Source organism: Streptomyces barringtoniae (assembly GCF_020819595.1).
In the GTDB taxonomy this organism is placed as follows: Bacteria; Actinomycetota; Actinomycetes; order Streptomycetales; family Streptomycetaceae; genus Streptomyces; species Streptomyces barringtoniae.
Map to the genome: position 1 here is coordinate 190,116 of NZ_JAJHNP010000007.1, position 19,962 is coordinate 210,077.

Genomic DNA, 19,962 nt, shown 5'->3' on the forward strand with positions numbered 1-19,962 from the left:
CCTGATCAGCCCCGGTTCTGTACGTGCTGGTAGCCGAAACGGCCCTTGATGCAGAGATTGCCGTGGGTCACCGGGTTGTCGTGCGGCGAGGTGACCTTCACGATCTCATTGTCCTGCACATGGAGCGTGAGGGTGCAGCCCACTCCGCAGTACGCGCACACCGTGGACGTCCGCGTCTGCCGGGACTCGTCCCAGGTGCCCGCCGCCCGCATGTCGAACTCCGTCTTCGGCGCGAGCGCCCCGGTCGGGCACACCTCGACGCAGTTCCCGCAGTACACGCACGCCGAGTCGGTGAGCGGAGCGTCGTGCTCGACGGCGATCCGGGCGTCGAAACCGCGCCCGGCGACCGAGATCGCGAAGGAGTTCTGCCACTGGTCGCCGCAGGCGTCGACGCACTTGTAGCACAGGATGCACTTGCCGTAGTCGCGTACGTACAGCTCGTTGTCGATCCTCGGTTCCTCGTTCACCCGGGCCGCGTCGGGGCCGAAGCGGTCCGGCTTCGCCTCGTACTCCTTGATCCACTCGGCCGCCTTCGGCGTGGTCGACAAGTCGACCGAGGAGGCGAGCAGCTCCAGGACGATCTTCCGGCTGTGCCGGGCGCGCTCGCTGTCGGTGCGGACCTCCATCCCCGGCTCCGCCCTGCGCGAGCAGGCCGGCACCAGCGTCCGCGAGCCCTCGACCTCCACCACGCACACCCGGCAGGCGTTCTTCGGGCGCAGCGTGTCGCCCTGGCACAGCGTCGGGACGTCCTTCCCGGCCGCCCGGCAGGCGTCCAGGACGGTCGAGCCCTCCGGGACCCGCGCGGGCTCGCCGTCTATGGTGCACTCCAGCAGCCGGCGCGGGATCCCCAGCGGTGTGACGGTCATGCGTACGCCCCCAGACGGTCGATGGCGGATTCCACGGCGTTCCAGGCGGTCTGCCCCAGGCCGCAGATCGAGGCGTCCCGCATCGCCCGGCCGACCTCCCGCAGCAGGGCGATGTCGTCGGCGGCCGCGGCCCCGGTCCGCTCGGCGATCCGGCGCAGCGCCTCCTCCTGCCGGACGGTCCCGACCCGGCACGGCACGCACTGCCCGCAGGACTCCTCCCGGAAGAACTCGGCGATCCTGAGCAGCAGCCGGGGCAGCGGCACGCTGTCGTCGAAGGCCATCACCACGCCCGAGCCGAGCGTGGTGCCCGCCTGACGGGTGCCCTCGAACGTCAGCGGGATGTCCAGCTCGTCGGGCCGGACGAACCCGCCCGCCGCGCCGCCGAGCAGCACCGCCCGCAACCCCTCCCGGACCCCGGCCAGTCCGAGCAGCTCGCCGAGCGTGGCACCGAAGGGGAGTTCGTAGACACCGGGCCGCGCCACGCTCCCGGAGACGCAGTACAGCTTCGGCCCGGTCGACCTTTCGGTGCCGATCGCCGCGTACGCCGGGGCGCCCATGGTCAGGACCGGCAGGACGTTGACCAGCGTCTCGACGTTGTTCTCGACCGTCGGCTTGCCGAACAGCCCCTTCTCCACCGGGAACGGCGGCTTGGAGCGCGGCTCGCCCCGGTAGCCCTCGATGGAGTTGAACAGGGCCGTCTCCTCACCGCAGATGTACGCCCCCGCGCCCCGCCGGATCTCGATGTCGAAGGCGTAGCCCTGACCGAGGACGTCGTCCCCCAGGAACCCACGCGCGCGTGCCTGCCCGATCGCGTGCTCCAGGCGGCGCAGGGCGCGCGGGTACTCGCCGCGCAGATAGAGGTAGCCCTTGTGGGCGCCGGTCGCGTACGCCGCGACGGTCATCGCCTCGACCAGCGCGTACGGGTCGCCCTCCATGAGCACGCGGTCCTTGAAGGTGCCCGGCTCGGATTCGTCGGCGTTGCACACGAGGTAGTGCGGGTGGTCGGGCTGGGACGCCGTGGCCTGCCATTTGCGGCCGGTGGGGAAGGCGGCGCCGCCGCGGCCGACCAGGCCGGAGTCGGTGACCTCGCGGATGACTTCGGCCGGCCCCAGCTCGAAGGCCCGGCGCAACGCCGTATACCCGCCGTGCGCGCGGTAGTCGTCCAGGGAGGCCGGGTCGACGACCCCCACGCGCCGCAACAGCACGAGGTCATCCCGGCCGGCCTGAGGCACCGCCATGACCGCCTCAGGTTCCTCCGGTGCCGAGTCGGGCGCGGCGGCCGCGCGTACGGCCTCGTCCACGGTCGCCGGTGCCGCCACCGCCGTACGCACCGGATCGCCCGCCCGGACGGCGAGGGTCGCCGGAGCGCGTTCGCACAGGCCCAGGCAGGGACTGCGCTCGACCCCGGCCCCGCTGCCGAGACCTTCCTCCACGCCCGTGCACAGCGCCTCGGCTCCGGCGGCCGCGCAGGCCAGGTCGGTGCACACGTGCAGCACGGTCGCCGGGCGGGGCTTCAGGGAGAACATGGCGTAGAAGGTGGCGACCCCGTAGGCCTCGGCCGGCGGCACGGTCAGCCGGCGGCAGAGATAGCCGAGGCCGCCCTCGCTGATCCAGCCGACCCGGTCATTGAGGGCGTGCAGCCCCGGCAGCAGCAGATCGCGCCGGTCCCGGGCCGCCCGCCCGCCGCGCGCCCACCGAAGGTCGGCGTCGCTGCGGTCGGCGCCCTCCCAGGAGGACTCGGGCGGGCCCAACAGGGCGTCCACGGCGGCCCGTTCCTCGTCCGTCGGCTTGCCGTCGCCGAAGTGCAGGTCCACTCACGTCACCTCACGTACGTCGCTGCGGGCAGCTTCTCGATGCGGATCGCCGACGCCTTGAACTCCGCCGTCCCCGCGATCGGGCAGTTGGCCTCGATCGTCAGCTGGTTGGTGTCCACCTCGTCGGGAAAGTGCATGGTCATGAAGGCCAGCCCGGGCCGCAGCGCGGTGTCGACCCACACCGGCGCCAGCACCGATCCGCGCCGCGAGACGACCCGCACCTCCTCGCCGACCACGACCCCGTGGCGCTCGGCGTCCTCCGGGCACAGCTCGACGTACTCGCCGCGGCGCAGCGGGGAGGCGAAACCGCCGCTCTGCACACCGGTGTTGTACGAGTCCAGGCGCCGCCCGGTGGTCAGCCGGATCGGGTACTCCTCGTCGGTGAGGTCCACCGGCGGATCGTGCTGCACCAGCCCGAAGGGTGCCGGCACACCCCGCATGTCCGGCTCGGACTCCCACAACCGGCCGTGCAGGTACGTCGGTTCGAGCCGGTCGGTGCTGGGGCAGGGCCACTGGATGCCCCGGTGCTCCTCCAGCCGCTCGTACGTCATCCCGTAGTGGTCCGGGGACACCGAGCGCAGCTCGTTCCAGACGGCCTCGGCGTCGGCGTACTTCCAGTCGTGGCCCAGCCGGGCGGCCAGCTCGCAGATGATGTGGATGTCCTCGCGGGCCTCCCCGGGCGGGGTGACCGCACGCCGCACCCGCTGCACCCGGCGCTCGCTGTTGGTGGTCGTGCCCTCGGTCTCCGCCCACCCGGCGGTCGCCGGCAGCACGACGTCCGCCAGTTCGGCCGTCCTGGTGAGGAAGATGTCCTGCACGACGAGGAAGTCCAGCGCCTTCAGCCGCCGTACGGCCCGCTCGCTGTCGGCCTCCGACTGCGCCGGGTTCTCCCCGATGCAGTACACGGCCCGCAGACTCCCCTCCTCCATCGCCTCGAACATCTCCGTGAGATTCAGCCCGTAGTGCGGCTGGACGACGGTGTCCCAGGCGGACTCGAACTTCAGCCGGACATCGGGGTCGAGGATGTCCTGGAAGCCGGGCAGCCGGTTGGGGATCGCGCCCATGTCGCCGCCGCCCTGCACGTTGTTCTGCCCGCGCAGCGGCTGCAGACCCGAGCCGTAGCGGCCGACGTGGCCGGTGAGCAGGGACAGGTTGATCAGCGCGCGGACGTTGTCGGTGCCGTTGTGGTGCTCGGTGATGCCCAGCGTCCAGCACAGCTGGGCACGCTCGGCGCGGGCGTAGGCGTGCGCCAGCTCCCGTATCGCGCGGGCCGGTACGCCGGTCACCTTCTCGGCGAGCGACAGCGTCCACGGCTCGACCAGCGCGCGGTACTCCTCGAAGCCGGTGGTCGCCCGCTCGACGAACGTCTCGTTGGCGAGACCGGCCCGGATGATCTCGCGGCCGATCGCGTGCGCCATCGGGATGTCCGTGCCCACGTTCAGCCCGAGCCAGCTCTCCGCCCACTCGGCGGTGGAGGTGCGCCGCGGGTCGACCGCGTACATCCGGGCGCCGTTCCTGATCCCCTTCAGCACGTGCTGGAAGAAGATCGGGTGCGCGAAACGCGCGTTGGACCCCCACATCACGATGACGTCGGTGTGCTCGATCTCCTCGTACGACGACGTGCCCCCGCCGGAGCCGAACGCCGCCGACAGGCCCGCGACGCTCGGGGCGTGGCAGGTGCGGTTGCAGGAGTCGACGTTGTTGGTGCCCATGACGACCCGGGCGAACTTCTGGGCCACGTAGTTCATCTCGTTGGTGGCGCGGGCGCAGGAGAACATCCCGAACGCGCCCTTGTTGCGGGCGAGGCCCCGGGCCGCCCGGTCCAGCGCCTCCTCCCAGCTCGCCTGACGGAACGGTTCGTCGCGGCTGTCCCGGACCAGCGGGTGGGTCAGCCGGGTGTAGGTCTTCGGTTGCCGTTTCCTCATGCGGCGCTCCTCAGGCATGTTCCTCATGCGGCGCTCCTCAGCGCGAGCAGGTCCGAGATGGCGTGCACGGTGCGCAGGGTGGGCACCTCCACGCCGGTGATCTCCGCGAGTTCGACGACGGCCGCGAGCAGCACGTCCAGCTCCAGCGGCTTGCCGCGCTCCAGGTCCTGGAGGGTGGAGGTGCGGTGGTCGCCGACGCGTTCGGCGCCCGCGAGCCGGCGTTCGACGGAGACGCCGACCGTGCAGCCGAGGGCCTCGGCGACCGACAGCGTCTCGCGCATCATCGTCTCGATGACCCGGCGGGTGCCGCCGTGCAGGCACATCTGCCGCATGGTGGCGCGGGCCAGGGCGCTGATCGGGTTGAACGAGATGTTCCCGAGCAGCTTGACCCAGATGTCCCCGCGCAGGTCGGTCTCCACCGGGCACTTCAGCCCGCCGGTCCGCATGGCCTCGCTGAGGTCCAGGCAGCGCGCGGAGATGCTGCGGTCGGGCTCGCCGAGGGAGAACCGGGTGCCTTCCAAATGCCGTACGACGCCGGGTCCTTGGAGTTCGGTGGCCGCGTAGACGACGCAGCCGACGGCCCGCTCGGGGGCGAGGACGCGGCTGACGGCGCCGTCCGGGTCGACGCTCTCGAGGCGGTGGCCGTCGTAGGGGCCGCCGTGCCGGTGGAAGTACCACCAGGGGATGCCGTTCTGCGCGGCCACCACCGCGGTGCGCTCGTGCAGCAGCGGTGCGATCAGCGGCCCGCACGCCGCGTACGCGTTGGCCTTCAGGCCGAGGAAGACGTAGTCCGCCGGGCCGACCTCGCCGGGATCGTCGGTGGCGTGGGGGTGCGCGGTGAAGTCGCCGCGCGGGCTGAGCACGCGCACTCCGTGCTGCCTCATGGCCGCGAGATGCGGTCCACGGGCGATGAGATGCACATCGGCGCCGGCGCGGTGGAGCGCGGCACCGACGTAGGCGCCGATGGCGCCGGCGCCGAGAACTGCCACTTTCACGGGAGCACTCCGTTCGGTTTGAGGGATACCGCGGAGAGGGGAATCAGGGCCGACGCGAGCACGCTCGTCGGCTGGATGCTGTCGACGAAATATTGTCTACAGTATGGAATGGTGCTGAGCAAGGGTTCGCGCGCGACCGTTGAGCGCCTCCGGGACACCGTTCACCGCATACGGTCGACCGCGCCCTTCTCAACTCCCGCCGCCCGCCCTACCGTCCGCGGGCATGAGCCCCCCTCTCGCACCCCCGGGCTGGAGCCGCTGGCTCGTCCCGCCCGCCGCCCTCGCCGTCCATCTGTCCATCGGGCAGGCCTACGCCTGGAGCGTGTTCAAGCCGCCGCTGGAATCCGCGCTCCATCTCGACGGCACCCAGAGCGCGTTGCCCTTCCAGCTCGCGATCGTGATGCTCGGCCTGTCCGCCGCGTTCGGCGGCACGCTCGTGGAGCGCAACGGGCCGCGCTGGGCGATGACCGTGGCCCTCGTCTGCTTCTCCTCCGGCTTCCTGATCTCCGCGCTCGGCGCCCAGACGCAGCAGTACTGGCTGATCGTCCTCGGCTACGGCTTCGTCGGCGGGATCGGCCTCGGCATCGGGTACATCTCGCCCGTCTCCACCCTGATCAAGTGGTTCCCGGACCGGCCCGGCATGGCCACCGGCATCGCCATCATGGGCTTCGGCGGCGGCGCCCTGATCGCCTCGCCCTGGTCGGCGCAGATGCTCTCCTCCTTCGGCACCGGCCACTCCGGGATCGCCCTCGCGTTCCTGGTGCACGGACTGTCGTACGCCGTCTTCATGACGCTCGGCGTGTTCCTCGTGCGGGTGCCCCGCGGGGACACGCCCGGCGCGGGTGCGAGCGGGCCGAGCTCCGTCGCCGGTGTGCAGGTGTCCGCCAACAGCGCGCTGCGCACCCCCCAGTTCTGGTTGCTGTGGGTCGTGCTGTGCACCAACGTGACCGCCGGCATCGGCATCCTGGAGAAGGCCGCCCCGATGATCACGGACTTCTTCGCGGACAGCTCCACGCCGGTGTCGGCCTCCGCGGCCGCCGGTTTCGTCGCGCTGCTGTCGGCGGCCAACATGGCCGGCCGGATCGGCTGGTCGTCCGCCTCCGACCGGATCGGCCGCAAGAACATCTACCGCTGCTACCTCGGCGTCGGCGCCCTGATGTACCTGCTCATCGCCCTGTTCGGGGACTCGGCGAAGCCGCTGTTCGTGCTGTGCGCGCTCGTGATCCTCTCCTTCTACGGCGGCGGCTTCGCGACGGTCCCCGCCTATCTGAAGGACCTCTTCGGCACCCACCAGGTCGGCGCCATCCACGGCCGGCTGCTCACCGCCTGGTCCACCGCGGGCGTGCTCGGACCGCTGATCGTCAACTGGATCGCGGACCGGCAGAAGGAGGCCGGGAAGCACGGCCCGGCGCTGTACGGGCTGTCGTTCGGCATCATGATCGGCCTGCTCGTCGTCGGCTTCGTCGCCAACGAACTCGTCCGGCCCGTCCACACCCGCCACCACATCCCCGCCCAGAGGGAGGCCGCAGATGCCCAGCGCCAGCAGCCCGCCTAGCCGCCGGGGCCTGATCGCCCTCGCCTGGCTGTGGGTGGGGGCGCCCCTAGCCTACGGGGTGTACGAACTCGTGCAGAAGGCGACGCAGCTGTTCACAGGGTGAGTGCTCGGGCGTCCGAGGGTCTGAGGGAAGCCGACAACTCGGACGCCCGATTCCTGTGGCTTCACCTGCCGTCGTACCCGTGGGTCACTGATCAGACTGGTGGATCCCGCTACCCACGGCCACGAGGGGACTTCCGCCATGCACGGCTCGCGCATCGCCGCCATCGGTCACTACCAGCCCGCCCGGGTACTCACCAACGAGGACCTGGCCGGCATGGTCGACACCAGCGACGAGTGGATCCGCAGCCGGGTCGGCATCCGGAACCGGCACATCGCCGGACCGGACGAGCCGGTCGACGAGCTGGCCGCGCACGCCGCCGCCAAGGCCCTCGCTGCCGCCGGTCTGACCCCCGGCGACATCGACCTGGTCCTGGTCGCCACCTCCACGGCCATCGACCGTTCCCCGAACACCGCCGCCCGGGTCGCGGCCCGGCTCGGCATCCCGCAGCCCGCCGCGATGGACGTCAACGTGGTGTGCGCCGGGTTCACCCACGCGCTGGCCACCGCGGACCACACCGTCCGGGCCGGCGCGGCCGCCCGCGCGCTGGTCATCGGCGCCGACAAGATGTCCGACGTCACCGACTGGAGCGACCGCACCACGTGTGTGCTGGTCGGCGACGGGGCCGGGGCCGCCGTCGTCGAGGCCTGCCCGCCGGGGGAGGAGCCGGGCATCGGGCCGGTGCTGTGGGGATCGGTGCCGGAGATGGGGCACGCCGTGCGGATCGAGGGCACCCCGCCGCGGTTCGCGCAGGAGGGGCAGAGCGTCTACCGCTGGGCCACCACTCAGCTTCCGGCCGTCGCCCGCCGCGCCTGCGAACGGGCCGGGGTGGCCCCCGAGGACCTCGCCGGGGTCGTCCTGCACCAGGCCAACCTGCGCATCATCGAGCCGCTGGCCGAGAAGCTCGGCGCCGTCAACGCCGTGGTCGCCCGCGATGTCACGGAATCCGGCAACACCTCGGCCGCCAGCATCCCGCTCGCCTTCTCCAAGCTGCTCGAGCGGGGGGCGCTCAGCGCCGGCGATCCGGTGCTGCTGTTCGGCTTCGGCGGCAACCTGTCCTACGCCGGGCAGGTCGTACGCTGCCCCTGAACGGCGAAGTGGGCGCAAACAGGTCTGGATTTTGTGCACCGTAGACTGTAGACAAAAGACAATCGATACTGAGCGTCCAGCGTCCACACAGCCGGACCTGCCCAGGAGGGGGACCGCGATGTTGCCGACCGGACTGCCGCAGGGGGCGGTGCCCAGGCTGGAACGCCCCGGACCGCTGCGCGAGCGCGTCTACGAGGCACTGCTGGAGCTCATCACCACCCGCGCACTGCAGCCCGGCCAGCATCTGGTCGAGAGCGAGCTCGCCGGACACCTCGGCGTCTCCCGGCAGCCGGTGCGCGAGGCACTGCAGCGGCTCAACACCGAGGGCTGGGTCGATCTGCGGCCCGCACAGGGCGCGTTCGTGCACGAGCCGACCGAGGAGGAGGCCGACCAGCTCCTCACCGTCCGCACCCTGCTGGAGGCGGAGGCGGCCCGGCTGGCCGCCACGCACGCCGGTGCCCCGGGCGTCGGCGCGCTGGAGGAGCTGTGCGCCGAGGGCGAGAAGGCCGTCGCCGCCGACGACGTGGACCGCGCCGTCGCCCTCAACGCGGCCTTCCACACCAAGATCATGGAACTGGCGGGCAACGCGGTCCTCGCCGAACTCGCCGCCCAGGTCGACCGCCGGGTCCGCTGGTACTACACCCCGGTGGCCCGCCAGCGCGGACGCCAGTCCTGGATCGAGCACCGCGAACTGATCACCGCGATCGCCGCCCGCGACGAACAGCGGGCCGCGCAACTGATGCGCACCCACACGGAACACACCCGCCGCTCCTACCACGAGCGCAACGGGTCCTGATCGCCAACGCGGCCATCTGCGGCGGGAGTTCACCGCAGACAGGTACACGGTCGGCCGTACGGAAGACCGCGTCGCCCGCGCACTGGGCGATGCCGAGCGGGGTCGGCAGGAAGGCGTGGTAGCACGCGTTCATCGCCGGCCGACGGCCGCCGGTGGGCCCGCGGTGCCCGGAACGAGGTCTCGGCCTGCCTCCACGTCCCGCATGGTCAAGATCCGGGGGATCGCGGGCGCGCCGTCCGGAACCGGCATGCGGAGATCCCCCTCCGGCGACCGATGAGCGGATCGCAGAGGGGGAACATCCACAGGGCGGCCTTGCCGGCTGCGCTCAGGACGTCGGCTGTGTCCTCGGTGTCGTGGCGGTCCGCTCGGTCCGCCCGGTGCTGTCCCCGCCCGGCTGGCGCAGCAGCAGGGCGATCGCCGCCGCCACCATGGACACCCCGCCGGCCAGCGCGTAGGCGCCGTTGTAGCCCCAGGCGCCGACCACCATGGAGCCGAGGCCGCCGCCGAACAGGCCGCTGACCAGCTTGCCGCTGTAGACGAGGCCGTAGTTCGTGGCGTTGTAGTTCTCGCCGAAGTAGTCCGGGGTCAGCGCCGCGAACATCGGGTAGAAGGCGCCGCCGCCGAAACCGGAGAGGAAGGCGAAGAACAGGAACAGCCACTCGCTCTTTACGTCACCGGCCCAGATGACGCCGAACTGGGCGAGCCCGAGCACCACGATGACGAAGACCAGGGTCGTCTTGCGGCCCCACCGGTCCGACAGCCACCCGACCGCGGCCCGCCCCACGCCGTTGATGACGGCCATCACGCCCATCGACGACGCCGCGACCAGCGGCCCGAAGCCGATCTTCTTGGCGAAGTCCACCTGGAAGGAGATCCCGAAGATCGACACCCCGGCGGTCATCACCACGGTGATCCACATCAGCGGCAGCATGCCGGTCCGGACGGCCTCCATGGGCGTGAACTGCCGTACGGCTGGCGGGTTCTTGGTCAGACTCACGGCGCTGCGGGTGTTCCCCGAGAACGACAGCGGGTCGACGTCGGCCGGCCACCAGTTCTTCGGCGGGTCCTTGAAGAACCACGCGCACACGGCGACCACGATCAGCACGTAGACCCCGATCAGATCCAGCACCTCGTTGTAATTGCCCGTGTCGAAGGCGTAGTTGAAGATGAAGATGAACGGCAGCGAGCCGTACGCGAAGCCGCCGTTGACGAAGCCGGTCTTCGCGCCGCGCCGCTCCGGGAACCACTTGCCGACCATGTTGATGCAGGTCGCGTAGATCAGCCCGGAGCCGACGCCGCCGACGACACCGAAACCGAGGATCGCCAGGAACACGTCGTCCAGGTGGGACAGCGCCAGGAAGCCGAGCAGACACATCGCGGAGCCGAGGTACATCGCGCGGCGCGCGGTGAGGATGCCCTTCTCCCGCAGCCAGCCCGCCGGGAAGGCGATGCCGGCCTGGAAGAACACCCAGACGCTGAGGATCCAGAACGTGTTGCTCTGGGTCCAGCCGTGCGCTGCGGACAGGGTGTCCTCGGCGGAGCCGTAGGCGTACTCCGAGACGCTGATGGCCATCATCGATATCCACGGCAGGTACACCATGAGCTTGCGCGAGTGGCCGAGTATGTCGCGGTCCGTCTCGCCGACGCGGTAGACCCGCCCCCGGGAGTCGGTGACTTCGCGGTACGAGCGGTTCGCCGCGCCGGGATCGGCCGGCGTGTTCCTTGTTGTGGGATCAGCCGTCATGTCAGGCCATCTCCTCGCCGAGGGGGTGGGGATTGGGGACGATGCGCCGGACGCTGAGCCTGCCCGGCGCTCTGAGGAACAGCGCCACTGCGGCGCAGGCGAGCCCGGTGCAGCCCGCCAGGAGGAACGCGGCGTGCGGGTCCCGGGCGGCGTACCCGGCCGCCCCCGTGCCGCAGCCGGCGGCGACCGGCAGGAGCCAGGCGCCGGTGAGCAGTCCGTGGACGCTCGCGTGGTGGTTCTCACCGAACAGGTCCGCGGCCAGCGCGGTGACCAGCGCCAAGGCCGTGGCACCGGCGGCCCCGGTGGCCGCCGCACAACCGAGGAGCAGCGCACCGCTGCCCGTGCGGGCCGCGATCAGCACGCCGAACTGTGCGGTGCCCAGCAGCAGACAGGCCGCCACCAGGGCGGTGCGCCGCCCCGAGCGGTCCGACAGCGCACCGGCCACGGCCGCCGCGGCGGCGCCCGCGACGGTCACCGACCGCAGCAACTCACCCGAGACACCGAGCTGTTGGGCGTACCGCACCTGCAGGAGGATGCCCAGCACGGTGACGGCGGCCATGCCCAGCAGGCAGAGCCACGTCAGCCACAACGCCGGGCTCCTGCCCGCCTGCCGGAGAGTGTGGTGGCGTACGGCGGGCGGGTTCTTCTCGCGTGCCCGGCGGGCGACGGGATCGGCCGGCAGGGCCAGCGGGTCGGGCCGCGGCGGCCACCAGTTCCGCGGCGGGTCCCGGAGGAGACGGCCGGCGCCGGCCACGGCCAGGGACCCTCCGGCGCCCGCGACCGCGAGCAGCACCCGCGGGTCGGCGCCGACGACCGGAGGGAGGAGAAGCGGTACGGCCCCGAAGGCGAGCCCGCTCGCCACAACTCCCGTGGGGCCGCCCCGGCGCTCCGGCCACCACCTGCCCGGCAGCGTCAGACAGGTGGCGTGCACCAGGCCGGCCCCGACGCCGGCGCACACCGCGAAGGCGAGGCGGGCCACGTCGAGTTGGGGGGCCAGGGCGAGCGCCAGGTACCCGGCCAGGGTGCCGAGCGCTCCGGTGGTCATGGCCGTACGGGCGGGGAGCCGGCCGCTCTCCCGCAGCCGCCCGGCAGGGAGGGCGACGGCCGCCTGGGCGAGCGCCCACACGCCGGCCGGCCAGTACAGGTCCCCGCCCCACCGGTGGGCGGCACGGAGACCGGGCTGCGCCGCGAAGAACGCGTACGCGGCCCAGCTGATGCCCGCCATGCCCACCCAGGGCAGGACGACCATCCAGATCCGGCCACGGCCCAGCAGTTCGACGTCGCTCTCGCCGACCCGGTACACGCGGCCCCTGCGGTCCCTCACCTCCCTGCACAGCACGGGAGCGGGGGGATCGATGGTTTCCATCTCGCGGCTTGCACCCCTTGCGTCGAAAGTTCTGGCCAGCGCCCCCTGTCCATTGCCTTTCGTGCGCGCGCGGGTCCCGGGGCCGACCGACGCGCACCGCCGGCCGGCCCCCGCGTCACTCAGCTCATGAACCGCCCCCCAACAGCCCGGCCACCCGCGCCGCACCGGACGGTGTTCCGCCCGGGGACAACCCCCGGCCTCCCGGCCGATGCCGTGTGGGCTCCGGTCGTCACAGGAGCCCGGCTGCTCGTGCCCGGCGGTCGGTGTTTCGCCCGGGGGGCAACCCCGGGCCTCCCGGCCGATGCCGTGCAGGCCCCCGCCGTCACAAGAGCCCCGCAGCCCGTGCCCAGCGGTACTTCGCCCCGAGCACCGCCACCGGCTTCTCGGTCGTGTACGGGTACGCCACGACCCCCCGCTCGAACAGGTACTGGCAGGCCTCCTCGACCTCGACGTCCCCCGCGAGGGACGCCACGACCGGCTTCTCGATCCCGCGCTCGCGGAACTCGGCGACCACGCGCGCCGTCAGCTCCGCGAACACCATCGGCGGGGTGACGATGGTGTGCCAGTAGCCGAGCACCAGCGCGTGGATCCGCGGATCCTCCAGGCCGAGCCGGATCGTCGCCTCGTACGTCGACGGCGGCTCGCCCCCGGTGATGTCGACCGGATTGCCGGCCGCGCCGAACGGCGGGATGAACCGGCGGAACGCCTCGTCCAGGTCGGGCGGGATCTCCATCAGGGACAGCCCGTTGTCGGTCACCGCGTCCGACAGCAGCACGCCGCTGCCGCCCGCGCCGGTGATGATCACGACGTTGTCGCCCCTGGGGGCGGGCAGGACGGGCAGGGCGCGGGCGTATTCCAGCATGTCGTTCAGGCCCGGCGCCCGGATGACGCCCGCCTGCCTGAGGATGTCGTCGTACACCGCGTCGTCGCCCGCGAGCGCGCCCGTGTGCGAGCCGGCCGCCTTCGCGCCCGCCGCCGTACGGCCCGCCTTCAGCACCACCACCGGCTTCTTGGGCACGGTCGCCCGCGCCGCCGCCACGAACGCCCGCCCGTCCTTGAGGTCCTCCAGGTGCATGGCGATGCACTCGGTGTGCGGGTCCTCGCCGAACCAGGTCAGCAGGTCGTCCTCGTCCAGGTCCGACTTGTTGCCGAGGCCGACGATCGCCGACACACCCGTCTTCGTGGTGCGGGCGAACCCCAGGATGGCCATGCCGATGCCGCCGGACTGCGAGGTCAGCGCCACCCCGCCCCTGACGTCGTACGGCGTGCAGAACGTGGCGCACAGGTCCTGCCAGGTGGAGTAGTAGCCGTAGATGTTCGGGCCGAGCAGGCGAACCCCGTACCGCTCGGCGATCTCCACGATCTCCGCCTGGAGTCGGTGCTCGCCGGTCTCGGCGAACCCGGAGGGGATCAGGACGGCGTTGGGGATCTTCTTCCGTCCCACCTCCTCCAGCGCGGCTGCCACGAACTTGGCGGGAATGGCGAAGACGGCCACATCCACCTCACCGGGAACGTCCGTGACACTCTTGTACGCCTTGCGGCCCAGGATGTCATCGGCCCTGGGGTTCACCGGATGGATCTCCCCGGAGAATCCGCCGTCGACGAGGTTGCGCATCACCGAGTTGCCGATCTTGCCCGCCTCGTTGGACGCGCCGATGACGGCGACCGACGACGGCTGCATCAGCCGGCGCATGGACGCGAGGATCTCGTCACGTGTGTACGTCTTCCTCGCCACCGGCTGCTTCCCGGCGAGGATCACCCGGATGTCGGCGGCCATCGCGCCCTCGGGTGTCGCGATCACCGGGTTGAGGTCCACCTCGGCGATCTCCGGGAAGTCCGCGACCAGTTGGGAGACCCGCCGGATCTGTTCGGCGACCGACCACCGGTCCACCCCGGCCTGCCCGCGCACCCCGCGCAGGATCTCCGCCGACCGGATGGAGTCCAGCATCGACAGCGCCTCGTCGGCCGTGACCGGCGCCAGCCGGAACGTCACGTCCTTCAGCACCTCGACCAGCACCCCGCCGAGCCCGAACGCCACCACCTTCCCGAACGTCGGGTCGGTGACCGCGCCGACGATCACCTCCTGCCCCTTGGGCAGCAGCTCCTGCACCTGCACGCCCTCGATCCGGGCCGCGGCGTCGTACGCGCGGGCGTTCTGCACGATCCGGCAGAACGCGGCCCGTACGTCCGCCGCGCCCTCCACGCCCACCACGACCCCGCCGGCGTCGGTCTTGTGCAGGATGTCCGGCGAGACGATCTTCATGACCACCGGCCCGCCGAAGCGTGCCGCCGCGGCCACCGCCTCGTCCACGTCCGCCGCCAGCTCCTCGCCCGGTACGGCGATCCCGTACGCGTCGGCGATCACCTTGCCCTCGGGCGCCGTGAGTGCCGTACGGCCCTCGGCGCGCACCGAGTCGAGGAGCGCGCGCACCCGCAGCTCCCGGTCCTCTGCCACCACGTCAGATCACTCCGTTCGACTTCAGCAGGCGCAGCTCCTCGTCACCGAGGCCGAGTTCGCCGATGTAGACCTCTTCGTTGTGCTCGCCGAGCAGCGGTGAACTGGTCACGTCCACAGGGGAGTCGGAGAGTTTGAGCGGGCTGCCGACGGTCACGAACTCGCCGCGCTCGGGGTGCGGGACGCGCACCACCATCTCGTTGGCGGCCAGCGAGGCGTCCTCGATGATCTCCTTGGTGGACAGGATCGGCCCGCACGGGATGTTGTGCGCGTTGAGCTTCTCCAGCACCTCCCACTTGGGGAGGGTGGACGACCACTCCTCGATCAGCTGGAACATCTTGTTCAGCTTGGGCAGCCGGGCCTCGGGAGTCGCCCACTCGGGGTCGTCGGCGAGTTCGGGCCGGCCGATGAGCTCGCTGAGCGGCTTCCAGCCGACCGGCTGGACGATGACGTACACATAGTCGTTCGGGCCGCCGGGTGCGCACTTGACCGCCCAGCCGGGCTGGCCGCCACCGGAAGCGTTGCCTGACCTGGGAACCTCGGTGCCGAAGTCGTCGTTGGGATATTCGGCGAGCGGCCCGTGCGCCAGGCGCTGCTGGTCGCGGAGCTTGACCCGGCAGAGGTTGAGCACGGCGTGCTGCATGGCGACGTTGACGCGCTGGCCGCGCCCGGTGCGCTCGCGCTGGAAGAGGGCCGCGAGGATGCCCGCGACGGTGTGCACTCCGGTGCCCGAGTCCCCGATCTGGGCGCCGGTGGCGAGCGGCGGCCCGTCCTCGAAGCCGGTGGTCGACATCGACCCGCCCATGGCCTGGGCGACGACCTCGTAGGCCTTGTAGTTGGTGTACGGGCCCTCGCCGAAGCCCTTGATGGAGGCGTAGACGATCCGCGGGTTGATCTCCTTGATTCGGTCCCAGGTGAACCCCATCCGGTCGACCGCGCCGGGGCCGAAGTTCTCGACCATGACGTCCGAGCGGCGGATGAGTTCGGTGAGGATCTCCTTGCCGCGTTCGGTCTTGGTGTTCAGGGTGATGCTGCGCTTGTTGCAGTTGAGCATCGTGAAGTACAGCGAGTCCACGTCCGGGAGGTCGCGCAGCTGTTTGCGGGTGATGTCGCCGGTGGGTGCCTCGAGCTTGACGACGTCGGCGCCGAGCCAGGCCAGCAGCTGGGTGGCGGAGGGCCCCGACTGGACGTGGGTCATGTCCAGGACGCGTATGCCGTCAAGAGCCCTGGTCGCAGTTTCGTTCATGACGGGCGCTCCTCACTTGTACATGGTCTGGTTCATGGTTCCGGGGGCGTAGGCGTCCGGGTCGACCCAGACGTTGATCAGCGACGGCTTGCCCGACTCGCGGGCCCGGCGCAGCGCGGGGCCGATGTCGGCGGGGTCGCGGACCTCCTCGCCGTAACCGCCCAGCATCTGCGCGAACTTGTCGTACGGCACGTCGCCGAGGGTGTTGCCGACCCGCTCGCGGTCCTTGCCGTACTTGGCGGCCTGGCCGTAACGGATCTGGTTCATCGAGGAGTTGTTGCCGACGATCCCGACGAAGGGCAGGTCATAGCGGACCAGGGTCTCGAAGTCCCAGCCGGTCAGGGAGAACGCGCCGTCGCCGAAGAGGGCGACGACCTCCTTGTCCGGGCGGGCCTGCTTGGCGGCGAGCACGAAGGGGATGCCGACGCCGAGGGTGCCGAGGGGGCCCGGGTCCATCCAGTGGCCGGGCGACTTGGGCTGGACGACCTGCCCGGAGAAGGTGACGATGTCGCCGCCGTCGCCGATGTAGATCGAGTCCTCGGTGAGGAAGTCGTTGATCTCGCTGACGAGGCGGTACGGGTGGATGGGGGAGGCGTGCGACCTCAGCTGCGGCAACCGCTTCTCCAGCGCCGCCTGCTCGGCCGCCCGCAGCTCCTCCAGCCACTCCTTGCGCTTGGCCGCGCCGCCGTTGATGCGTCCGGAGGCGGCCTCGGTGACGGACTTCAGGACCAGGCCGGCGTCACCGACGATGCCGAGGTCGACGTCCCGGTTCTTGCCCACGGTGCGGTAGTCCAGGTCGATCTGGACGACCGTGGCGTCGGGGGAGAGGCGCTTGCCGTAACCCATCCGGAAGTCGAACGGCGTGCCGACGATCACGATGACGTCGGCGCCCGCGAAGGCGTAGCGGCGGGAGAGCTGGAAGTGGTGCGGGTCGCCGGGCGGGAGGGTGCCGCGTCCGGCGCCGTTCATGTACGCGGGAACGTTGAGGGTGCGCACCAGCTCGATGGCGGCCTCGGTGCCGCGCGTCGTCCACACCTGGCTGCCGAGCAGGATCGCGGGCTTCTCGGCGTGCACGAGCAGGTCGGCGAGCTTCTCGACCGCGTCGGGGTCGCCGGCCGAGCGGGTGGAGGCGCGGTAGGCGCCGGGCCGGGGCACTCGTGCCTTGTCGGCCGGCACCTTGGCGTCCAGGACATCGCGGGGGATCTCCAGGAAGGAGGGGCCGGGCGCGCCGTGGTAGCACTCGCGGAACGCCATCGAGACCATGTCGGCGGCGCGGGCGGTGTCCGGGACGGTCGCCGCGAACTTGGTGATCGGCGTCATCATGTCGACGTGCGGCAGGTCCTGCAGGGAGCCCATCTTGTGCTGGGTGAGCGCGCCCTGGCCGCCGATCAGCAGCATCGGGGACTCGGCGCGGAAGGCGTTGGCGACCCCGGTGACGGCGTCGGTGGTGCCGGGGCCGGCGGTGACGACCGCGCAGCCGGGCTTGCCGGTGATGCGGGCGTAGCCGTCTGCGGCGTGCGCGGCGACCTGCTCGTGGCGTACGTCGACGACTTCTATGCCCTCGTCGACGCAGCCGTCGTAGATGTCGATGATGTGGCCGCCGCACAAGGTGTAGATACGGTCGACCCCCTCGGCCTTCAGCGCCTTGGCAACGAGATGACCACCGGAGATCACGTCCTGGGTGTCGTCGGGCATGGCGAAGTCCTGTCCCTTTCGTAGGGGGTTGGGCGGGTCGCGGTGCGCTGCATACGGACAGTGGAGGGCTGTATGCAGTAGATTGCATACAGTCGACGAATACTGTATGAAACTTGTTATCCCGCATCGGGTGGGTGGTGTCCAGGGGGCGTACACACTTTTCGGTCGTCGAAGTCCGGTCCTTTCCAGTCAGTAACGGCCGGACCCGCGACGACCTCGCAGACAGGAGCCACACATGGACCTGTACGAACACCAGGCACGGCAGCTCTTCGAGGAACACGGCATCCCCGTCCCGCGGGCCGAGGTCGCCGACTCGCCCCAGCAGGCCCGCGGGATCGCCCGCCGGCTCGGGGGCCGGGCCGTGGTCAAGGCCCAGGTGAAGACCGGAGGGCGCGGCAAGGCGGGCGGGGTCAGGTTCGCCGCCGACCCGGCCGCGGCGGAGCTGACCGCACGGCAGATCCTCGGCATGGACATCAAAGGCCACCGTGTCCGCACGGTGCTGCTCGCCGAACCGGTCGACATCGCCGAGGAGTTCTACGTCTCCTACGTCCTCGACCGCACCGCCGGCGGCTTCCTCGCCATCGCCTCCGCCCAGGGCGGCATGGAGATCGAGGAGGTCGCGGCGACGAGACCGCAGGCGGTGGCGCGGATCCCGGTCGACCGGGCCGAGGGCGTAACCTCCGCCAAGGCGGGGGAGATCGCGAGCGCGGCCGGCCTGCCCCCGCAGACCGTCGACGTCCTCGTGCGCCTTTGGCAGGTACTGGTCCGCGAGGACGCCCTGCTGGTCGAGGTCAACCCGCTGGTGCGCACCGCACAGGGGCGGATCCTCGCCCTGGACGGCAAGGTCACCGTGGACGACAACGCCCGCTTCCGGCAGGCCCGTTGGGGCGCACGGGACGAGGAGCACCAGGACCCGCTGGAGGCGGCCGCCGCCGAGCGCGGCCTCACCTACGTCAGGCTCGACGGACAGGTCGGGGTCATCGGCAACGGTGCGGGCCTGGTCATGTCCACCCTGGACGTCGTCGCCGGCTGCGGCGCCCGACCCGCCAACTTCCTCGACATCGGCGGCGGGGCCTCCGCGCAGGTGATGGCCGACGGACTGTCGGTGATCCTCTCCGACCCGGCCGTGAAGTCCGTCCTCGTCAACGTCTTCGGCGGGATCACCGCCTGCGACGCGGTCGCCGAGGGAATCGTGGCGGCCGTCGACACCGTCCGGCTGACCAAGCCGCTCGTCGTCCGCCTCGACGGCAACAACGCCGCACGCGGACGCGCGATCCTCGGCGAGCGCGCCCATCCGCTCGTCGAACAGGCCACCACCATGGACGGCGCCGCCCGCCGGGCCGCCGAACTCGCCCACACCGTCTGAGGAGCCGGGACATGGCCATCCACCTCACCAAGGAGAGCAAGGTCCTCGTCCAGGGCATGACCGGAGGCCAGGGCATGCGGCACACCCGGCGCATGCTCGCGGCCGGCACGAACGTCGTCGGCGGGGTCAACCCGCGCAAGGCCGGGCAGACCGTCGACTTCGACGGGCGGGCCGTACCCGTCTTCGGCTCGGTCGCCGACGGCATCCGGTCGACCGGAGCCGATGTCACCGTCGTCTTCGTGCCGCCCGCCTTCGCCAAGGCCGCCGTCACCGAGGCCGCCGACGCCCGCATCCCCCTCGCCGTCGTCATCACCGAGGGCATCCCGGTCCACGACACGGTGGCCTTCACCGCGTACGCGCGTCGCAACGGCACCCGGATCATCGGCCCCAACTGCCCCGGCCTGATCACCCCCGGCCAGTCCAACGCCGGCATCATCCCCGCCGACATCGCCAAGCCCGGCCCCATCGGCCTGGTCTCCAAGTCGGGCACGCTGACGTACCAGCTCATGTACGAGCTCCGCGACACCGGCTTCTCCACCTGCGTCGGCATCGGCGGCGACCCCGTCGTCGGCACCAGCCACATCGACTGCCTCGCCGCCTTCCAGGACGACCCCGACACCGAACTCGTCGTCCTCATCGGGGAGATCGGCGGCGACGCCGAGGAACGCGCCGCCGCCTACATCCACGACCACGTCACCAAGCCCGTCGTCGGCTACATCGCCGGGTTCACCGCACCCGAGGGCCGCACCATGGGCCACGCCGGCGCGATCGTCTCCGGCTCGTCCGGCACCGCCCGCGCCAAGCAGGAGGCCCTGGAGGCGGCCGGAGTCCGCGTCGGGCGTACTCCGACGGAGACGGCGCGACTGGTCCTGGACGCGCTGGGGGCCGGCTGACCCGTCCCCAGACGCCCCCCTTCCCTTCCCACCTCGTCCCCCCTCCCACCCCATCCC

15 protein-coding genes are annotated in these 19,962 nt (G+C 71.5%); 6 read left to right on the plus strand and 9 right to left on the minus strand.

Features of this window, described 5'->3' with window-relative positions; translation table 11 throughout:
* Window positions 1-5 precede the first annotated feature (5 nt).
* The 4 genes from LMU33_RS14655 to LMU33_RS14670 are packed head-to-tail and all read right to left on the minus strand — an operon-like array spanning window position 6 to window position 5,600.
* Entirely contained in the window at window positions 6-866 is an 861-nt protein-coding gene (locus tag LMU33_RS14655) for a 2Fe-2S iron-sulfur cluster-binding protein (RefSeq protein ID WP_228620798.1), read from the minus strand.
* Window positions 863-2,680, minus strand: a complete 1,818-nt coding sequence (locus LMU33_RS14660) for an NADH-ubiquinone oxidoreductase-F iron-sulfur binding region domain-containing protein (protein WP_228620799.1) — start codon at window positions 2,678-2,680, stop codon at window positions 863-865. The genes LMU33_RS14655 and LMU33_RS14660 overlap by 4 nt, the downstream gene beginning before the upstream one ends.
* Window positions 2,681-2,685: 5 nt before the next feature.
* On the minus strand, window positions 2,686-4,605 hold the full coding sequence (locus LMU33_RS14665; protein ID WP_228620800.1) for a molybdopterin oxidoreductase family protein: 1,920 nt from the start codon (window positions 4,603-4,605) through the stop codon (window positions 2,686-2,688).
* A gap of 23 nt (window positions 4,606-4,628) precedes the next feature.
* Complete coding sequence (locus LMU33_RS14670) at window positions 4,629-5,600, minus strand: 2-dehydropantoate 2-reductase (RefSeq protein ID WP_228620801.1); 972 nt, start codon at window positions 5,598-5,600, stop codon at window positions 4,629-4,631.
* A 223-nt stretch (window positions 5,601-5,823) separates the two neighbouring features.
* On the opposite strand from LMU33_RS14670, the gene LMU33_RS14675 reads away from it, so the two are divergent.
* The 4 genes from LMU33_RS14675 to LMU33_RS14685 all read left to right on the plus strand — a co-directional run bounded on the left by LMU33_RS14675 (window position 5,824) and on the right by LMU33_RS14685 (window position 9,140).
* A complete protein-coding gene (locus tag LMU33_RS14675) occupies window positions 5,824-7,155 on the plus strand; it encodes an OFA family MFS transporter (protein ID WP_228620802.1) in 1,332 nt (443 codons plus the stop codon).
* Entirely contained in the window at window positions 7,130-7,258 is a 129-nt protein-coding gene (locus LMU33_RS41390) for an MFS transporter small subunit (RefSeq protein ID WP_283844141.1), read from the plus strand. The genes LMU33_RS14675 and LMU33_RS41390 overlap by 26 nt, the downstream gene beginning before the upstream one ends.
* 138 nt (window positions 7,259-7,396) lie before the next feature.
* Entirely contained in the window at window positions 7,397-8,344 is a 948-nt protein-coding gene (locus tag LMU33_RS14680; protein ID WP_228620803.1) for a beta-ketoacyl-ACP synthase III, read from the plus strand.
* A 118-nt stretch (window positions 8,345-8,462) separates the two neighbouring features.
* Window positions 8,463-9,140, plus strand: coding sequence for a GntR family transcriptional regulator (locus LMU33_RS14685; protein ID WP_228620804.1), 678 nt, complete (start codon window positions 8,463-8,465; stop codon window positions 9,138-9,140).
* A gap of 325 nt (window positions 9,141-9,465) precedes the next feature.
* On the opposite strand, the gene LMU33_RS14690 is transcribed toward LMU33_RS14685, so the two are convergent.
* The 5 genes from LMU33_RS14690 to LMU33_RS14710 form a co-directional block, all read right to left on the minus strand.
* Window positions 9,466-10,884: an OFA family MFS transporter gene (locus tag LMU33_RS14690; RefSeq protein WP_228620805.1), complete on the minus strand. Its 1,419-nt coding sequence runs from the start codon at window positions 10,882-10,884 to the stop codon at window positions 9,466-9,468.
* A 1-nt stretch (window position 10,885) separates the two neighbouring features.
* A complete protein-coding gene (locus LMU33_RS14695; protein WP_228620806.1) occupies window positions 10,886-12,208 on the minus strand; it encodes an MFS transporter in 1,323 nt (440 codons plus the stop codon).
* 364 nt (window positions 12,209-12,572) lie between these two features.
* Window positions 12,573-14,705, minus strand: a complete 2,133-nt coding sequence (locus tag LMU33_RS14700; protein ID WP_228620979.1) for an acetate--CoA ligase family protein — start codon at window positions 14,703-14,705, stop codon at window positions 12,573-12,575.
* Between the two features lie 4 nt (window positions 14,706-14,709).
* Window positions 14,710-15,951 (minus strand): formyl-CoA transferase, encoded by a 1,242-nt coding sequence (gene frc / locus LMU33_RS14705; RefSeq protein ID WP_228620807.1) that lies wholly within the window; start codon window positions 15,949-15,951, stop codon window positions 14,710-14,712.
* A gap of 12 nt (window positions 15,952-15,963) precedes the next feature.
* The gene (locus LMU33_RS14710; protein WP_228620808.1) at window positions 15,964-17,646 is read right to left on the minus strand and encodes a thiamine pyrophosphate-binding protein; all 1,683 of its coding nucleotides are present in this window, start codon (window positions 17,644-17,646) and stop codon (window positions 15,964-15,966) included.
* A gap of 235 nt (window positions 17,647-17,881) precedes the next feature.
* Between LMU33_RS14710 and sucC the strand changes: the two genes are divergently transcribed.
* Both sucC and sucD read left to right on the plus strand, forming a co-directional pair.
* Window positions 17,882-19,012, plus strand: a complete 1,131-nt coding sequence (sucC, locus tag LMU33_RS14715; RefSeq protein ID WP_228620809.1) for an ADP-forming succinate--CoA ligase subunit beta — start codon at window positions 17,882-17,884, stop codon at window positions 19,010-19,012.
* 11 nt (window positions 19,013-19,023) lie between these two features.
* Entirely contained in the window at window positions 19,024-19,905 is an 882-nt protein-coding gene (gene sucD, locus LMU33_RS14720; protein ID WP_228620810.1) for a succinate--CoA ligase subunit alpha, read from the plus strand.
* Window positions 19,906-19,962 lie beyond the last annotated feature (57 nt).